The sequence below is a fragment of the Paenibacillus forsythiae T98 genome (genome assembly GCF_000520735.1).
Classification (GTDB): domain Bacteria; phylum Bacillota; class Bacilli; order Paenibacillales; family Paenibacillaceae; genus Paenibacillus_AQ; species Paenibacillus_AQ forsythiae.
The window spans coordinates 1-5,535 of sequence record NZ_ASSC01000491.1; the positions used below are offsets into that span (position 1 = coordinate 1).

The window sequence follows — 5,535 nt, forward strand, 5'->3', positions numbered from 1 at the left end:
TCGGGCAGCAGGCGGTTGGCATTAGCCCCGGGCGGTTCTCCCCCCGCAGGCAGTTGCAGCGACCAGCTCATCCAGCGGACAAAAGTTGGCCCGAGCGTAACGGCCAGCCCTGCGCCGACGGCAGCCTTAAGAAATCCGCGCCGCGTATACACAGGCTGGGGACGAGGGGGAGTTTTTTCAGCTCTATTGGAAGCTGCCGCATCCAGAATCTCTTGCTCCGGCCGAATCGACCGTTTGTCCGGCTCCTTCAGCCAGCGGGTGCGGGTGATCGAATGGTATATAATAATCGGCAGCCCGATCCAGGTGAAGAGGTCATGCGCCAGCAGCGCGGCATTGGCCGCCCGTGGACCGAAGGCTTTATACTGCCACAGCACAATCCCCGATACCATCCAGCCGAACAGCAGCGTTAGTACCGTGATGACATTGGCTTTTTGCGAGGGTTTCCCCTTTAGCCGTTTCCAATGCTTGGCCGCCAGCAGCAGATAATAGACAACCGGAACAAGCAGGGCCAGCCCGCCTGCGATATGTCCCCATTTCAGCCAAACTCGGCCTTCGCCCAGCCATTCCCGCCAAAATGCGCCCAGCAGCATCAAACCGCTTACAGCCAGGAACAGGACCAGCCAGGCGTTCCATGCGTGAATGGAGACCAGCTTTTTCCCGTAGCCTCTTCGGATGAGCGTCAGCGATTTTTTCAGCATCATGCTTCCTCCCGTCCCCATGTACAGGGATATTTCAAGTTTTAATTAATTGTAACGCAAAAAACGGAGGTTGAATAACTCCCGCATAGAGTAAAAAACAGGAATTTATCTGATAGAATTTAAGGAGGTGCTTACGAGGGACAAGAGGAGGATGCATGCTGTGAGGCAGGAGACGATATTGCTGGTAGATGACGAGAAGGAAATTGTGGAGTTGCTGGAAATTTATTTAAACAATGAGGGTTATCGGCTGTTTAAAGCCTACAACGGTATGGAGGCCCTGAAATGGCTGGAGCAGGAGGAGGTGGATCTGATTATTCTGGATGTCATGATGCCCCATATGGACGGGATTGCGGCATGCCTGAAAATTCGCGAGGCCCGGAATATGCCGATAATTATGCTGTCCGCCAAAAATACCGACATGGATAAGATCACAGGTCTTAGCCTGGGCGCGGACGATTATGTCGGCAAGCCGTTTAATCCGCTGGAGCTTGTAGCCCGGGTCAAATCCCAGCTTCGACGTTATCATAAGTGGAACCGGGAGTCCACTGCCCACCGGAGCGAGCATGAGCTTCAGTTCGAGGATTTATGTATCGACACCGCGAAGCATGAGGTCAGTGTGGAAGGGCGCAGAGTTAAGCTGACTCCCCGGGAGTTCGCCATTCTGGAGCTGCTGGCCCGGAGTCAGGGTCAAGTGTTGAGCATGGAGCAGATTTATCGCAGTCTGTGGAACGAGCCTTTTCTGGACGGAGGGAACACGGTCATGGTACATATTCGCAATATTCGGGAGAAAATCGAGCTGAATCCGAAGCGCCCGCGCTATATTCAAACGGTTTGGGGAATCGGTTATAAGCTGGATGGTCCATCCTAGAGAGACGAAAGGAGGGCATCCTCATGAACGGCAAAATCATCCTGACAATCCGGTGGAGGTTTATCCTGGCTTTTGTACTCAGCAGTGCGACGGCGGCGGGGCTGCTGACAGTCTGCTATCAGTTGGTGAACTCGATGGTCTATTCGAACTCCGGTCCCCCGAATGCTCCGTACCGCCGGATACTCCAGTGGATCATCAATCATATTGGGTCCGTTCCTCTGCTAATGATGGTGGGAATCGCCAGCTTCTTGTTATTTTTCTTTGTTTATACGCGCAAAATCGTCGTATACCTGGAAGAAATCACTCAGGGCATTCAGCAGATGACCGGCGTGGGGATGACGTATCGAATCGAGGTTCGCACCGGAGACGAATTGGGAGTGCTGGCGCAAAATATCAATGAAATGGCCAAGCGTCTACAGCGATCTCTGGAAGAAGAGCGCAAGGCGGAACAGGCGAAGAACGACCTGATTTCGGGTGTGTCTCATGATCTTCGGACTCCGCTTACCTCCATCCTCGGATTTCTGGAATATATTGAGCATGATCGCTGCCGGGAAGAAGCCGAGCTGCGTTATTACGTAAGTATTGCCTACCAGAAAGCCCGGGTGCTGCAAAAGCTGATTGACGACTTGTTCGAATATACCCGTGTGAGCGGCGGGGGACTGACGCTGGCGCTGCAACAGCTTGATTTAAAGGCGTTCATGCGTCAACTGGCGGAGGAATCAGTCCCTGCGCTGGAGCAGGCGGGCATGACTTATCACATCGAGGAGGATACGGGTGAACTGTGGATTATGGCGTCTCCCCATGAATTGGTCCGGGCCTACGAGAATTTGATTACGAATGCGATTCGTTATGGAAAAGAAGGCAAGAAAGTGGAAATCGGACTTAGCCGGGAGGATGATGCTGCGGTAGTGAGAATCCGTAATTTCGGCGAGCGGATCGCAGAGAGCGATCTGCCCCATATTTTCGAGCGCTTCTACCGGGCGGAGCGTTCGCGTTCACAGCATACCGGCGGGGCCGGGCTGGGCCTGGCTATCGCCAAAGGAATTATTGAGCGCCACAACGGGGTTATCTATGCGCAGAGCGACATGAGCCGGACCGATTTCATCACTCGCTTTCCTTTATCCGAGAAAGGGAGGGCTGATCCAATGTTAAGAAAATCTTAAGAAAAGACGCTCGCGTTTCTTAAGATTTGCCTGCTATCCTTCTTTCTGTGAATCGGCAATTGAACGAATAAGGGGAGGAAGCGGCATGAAAAGAAGGTATACGCTACGACTTGGTTATTTGTACATTACATGCGGGTGCGCTCTGTTGAGCGGTGCTCTGTTACTAGCCGTCCGGCGGATTTGCGCCTTGCTCTATAGCTGGTATTCGCCGGAATCGGCTGCTCTGTTTATCCGACTGTCGAACGGGGCAATCAATACCGTGGGGCGAGCCCCGTTCTCCGTCATTTTGTATTTAACAGGCTTCGGGCTATTGTATGTACTCCGTTCCGGAATACTGGCCGGCGATATGAAGACGCTCTTGCGGGCATCGCGTGAACTGGCGGAAGGCGGCCTTGTTCCGGAAGTCGCTGTACGCTCGGGAGGAGAACTGGCGGAGCTGGCGGCCAACTTGCAGCGAATCGGCAGAAACGGATCGGGTGATCTGCCCGAAGCCCATGGTTCATACTCGCCTGCGCTTTCCGGGCCGACTGAACGTGTGGATGGCGGGGAGGCACTCGCTCTCGTCCTGAGAACGAGAAGAATTATCCGGGAGCTGTCGGCGGCGGAAGCGGAAATTTCGGACAGGGAAAGCGCTCTATATGCTTATCTGGAGTCGGCTCAAGCGGAATTGCAGCACATGGAGCGCTCGCTTGAAAGCCTGGTTGCCTCATGAAGAGCCTATTGCCCGCTTGCGGAGAATGCCTGTATCCCCACAGCTATGAAGTTCAGCGCTCGCGCATCGGAGTTCTTCGCCTTCTGTGCAGATTGTTTGACGCGGGAGTGCTTGCTGTGATGCTCGGGCTGATGGTTCTTGCGTATATGTTCGCTTACGGAAGATATACTGTTCATCATCATTCCGATCTTCTGATTCTTCCTGAATCCAGTGTCATCACGGCTTCGGACGGCACGCTCATGGGCCGGTTTTCCCTGCCCGGCTCCGGTTACAGACAAACGGCCAAGCTGCAAGAAATGCCAGAACTTTTGATTCAAGCGTTCATTGCTGTTGAGGATAGGCGTTTCTATGACCATGCTGGTCTTGATTACAAGGGAATTTTGCGTGCGTGTGTGAACAATTTGGCTTCGATGAGACTTTCCGAAGGAGGGAGCAGCATTACGCAGCAGCTTGCCCGCAGTGTCTACCTGAACAGGGACAGAACGATATGGCGCAAGCTTAGTGAAGCCTCAATTGCCGTCGCTCTGGAAAGGCAGCTGTCCAAGAATGAAATTCTGGAGCTTTATTTGAATGAAATCTATATGGGAAGAGGAATGTATGGCGTCAAATCTGCGGCAGAGCGCTATTTCGGTGTCACTGATCTGAAACGGCTGGAGATTTGGCAGATTGCAATTTTGGCCGGAATTCCCAAAGGGCCTTCCATTTATAATCCGGTGGATCATCCCGGGCGTTCGCTGGATCGGCGCAGCATTGTTCTTGACGTCATGCGGCGCGACGGCCTCATCACAGACCGCGAAATGAAGGAAGCTGCCGCCCGCAAGTATAACCCGCTCGAAGAAGCCGGATACGGACCGTCGGCCTTCTCCTATATGGATGCATCCCTCCGCGAAGCGTCCCGGGCCACCGGCATACCGGAGAATGAGCTTCGAAAGGGCGGGTATACCATTGAGACGGCGATGAGCCGGGGAGCGCAATCAGCAATGGAACAGGCTTTTTCGCGGAAGGAGGCTTTCCCGCCGGACGTCAAGAGCCGCAAGGCGGAGGCCGCTATGGTCATTATCAACCATCACAGCGGCGAGATTGTCGCCATGATGGGCGGACGCACTCCCCGCACAGGGGGACTGAACCGGGCCGTGCTTGACGCCCGCCAGCCCGGTTCAGCCTTTAAGCCGATAATCGCTTACGGACCCGCATTGGAGAGCGGGCGGTTCACGCCTGACAGCCTGCTGCCTGACCGTCCATACGCTTATGGAAGTTATCGTCCGCAGAATATAAACAAGGTCTACGCCGGACAATTGCCGATGAGAGAGGCGCTTCGAAAGTCCGTTAACGCTCCGGCAGTATGGCTTCTGAGAGAGACGGGCCTTGATTATGCCCGTCAATTCGCCTCCAGGCTTGGCATTAAGCTAACTGATGAGGATAACAACCTTTCTGTAGCGCTTGGCGGATTGCATAAGGGAGTGTCTCCGCTGAAGCTGGCCCAAGCCTATAGTGTGTTCGCAAGCGGCGGCATTTACCGGGAAGCGCATACCGTCCGCCAAATCACGGACCGTCACGGTACTGTGGTGTATAAGCATGTCCCGGAGGAATCCAGGGCGATTTCGACTCGAACCGCCGGAGAAATGACCGCAATGCTGCGGGACGCCGTTCAGGAAGGCACAGGCATAAGAGCGCAAATGAGCCGCCCGGTCGCCGGAAAGACCGGCACGACGGAGTTGGGGCTTCCGGGAACCGACCCCAAGGCGAACCGCGACATCTGGTTTGTCGGGTACACGCCGGAATGGACGGCAGCCGTGTGGATGGGATTTGACCGAACCGATCGGAATCACTACATCACTGCAGGCAGCGGAACCGCCGCCGCACTATTTTCCAGGGTCATGGAGTCGGCCTTGCGGCAGGCGCGGCGATAGGCAGGGAAGGTGCTCATCCCCTGCACGGTGACGCTGACCTTCCCGGCAATACAGAGCAGTAAGCCACTCTGTGCCGGATCAGATCCGAAACTCACCGGTTACTCTGCGGCCCATTTCTCCAGCTTGTCGTCTCCCGGAAGCAGCAGGGCGAGCAGCCCGAGAAGCGGCAGGGAGGCGCAGGGGG

4 protein-coding genes and 1 pseudogene are annotated in these 5,535 nt (G+C 54.9%); 4 read left to right on the plus strand and 1 reads right to left on the minus strand.

The genetic code is table 11. From position 1 onward, the window contains the following. Positions 1–701 (minus strand): annotated as a pseudogene (locus L692_RS0115520) (molybdopterin-dependent oxidoreductase); the annotation flags it as partial. Positions 702–849: 148 nt separating this feature from the next. Between L692_RS0115520 and L692_RS0115525 the strand changes: the two are divergent. The 4 genes from L692_RS0115525 to L692_RS0115540 all read left to right on the plus strand — a co-directional run bounded on the left by L692_RS0115525 (position 850) and on the right by L692_RS0115540 (position 5,351). Continuing rightward, the gene (locus tag L692_RS0115525) at positions 850–1,566 is read left to right on the plus strand and encodes a response regulator transcription factor (RefSeq protein ID WP_376717970.1); all 717 of its coding nucleotides are present in this window, start codon (positions 850–852) and stop codon (positions 1,564–1,566) included. Between the two features lie 23 nt (positions 1,567–1,589). Beyond that, positions 1,590–2,729 (plus strand): sensor histidine kinase, encoded by a 1,140-nt coding sequence (locus L692_RS0115530; protein WP_025701068.1) that lies wholly within the window; start codon positions 1,590–1,592, stop codon positions 2,727–2,729. An 85-nt stretch (positions 2,730–2,814) separates the two neighbouring features. Then, entirely contained in the window at positions 2,815–3,441 is a 627-nt protein-coding gene (locus L692_RS0115535; RefSeq protein ID WP_156940458.1) for a hypothetical protein, read from the plus strand. Continuing rightward, positions 3,438–5,351, plus strand: coding sequence for a transglycosylase domain-containing protein (locus L692_RS0115540; RefSeq protein ID WP_084463220.1), 1,914 nt, complete (start codon positions 3,438–3,440; stop codon positions 5,349–5,351). The genes L692_RS0115535 and L692_RS0115540 overlap by 4 nt, the downstream gene beginning before the upstream one ends. Positions 5,352–5,535 lie beyond the last annotated feature (184 nt).

What these genes read in the sequence shown, in the direction of transcription:
- L692_RS0115530 (WP_025701068.1), top strand. Translation starts at nt 1,590, where the DNA reads ATGAACGGCAAAATCATCCTGACAATCCGGTGGAGGTTTATCCTGGCT.
- L692_RS0115535 (WP_156940458.1), top strand. Translation starts at nt 2,815, where the DNA reads ATGAAAAGAAGGTATACGCTACGACTTGGTTATTTGTACATTACATGC.
- L692_RS0115540 (WP_084463220.1), top strand. Translation starts at nt 3,438, where the DNA reads ATGAAGAGCCTATTGCCCGCTTGCGGAGAATGCCTGTATCCCCACAGC.
- L692_RS0115525 (WP_376717970.1), top strand. Translation starts at nt 850, where the DNA reads ATGCATGCTGTGAGGCAGGAGACGATATTGCTGGTAGATGACGAGAAG.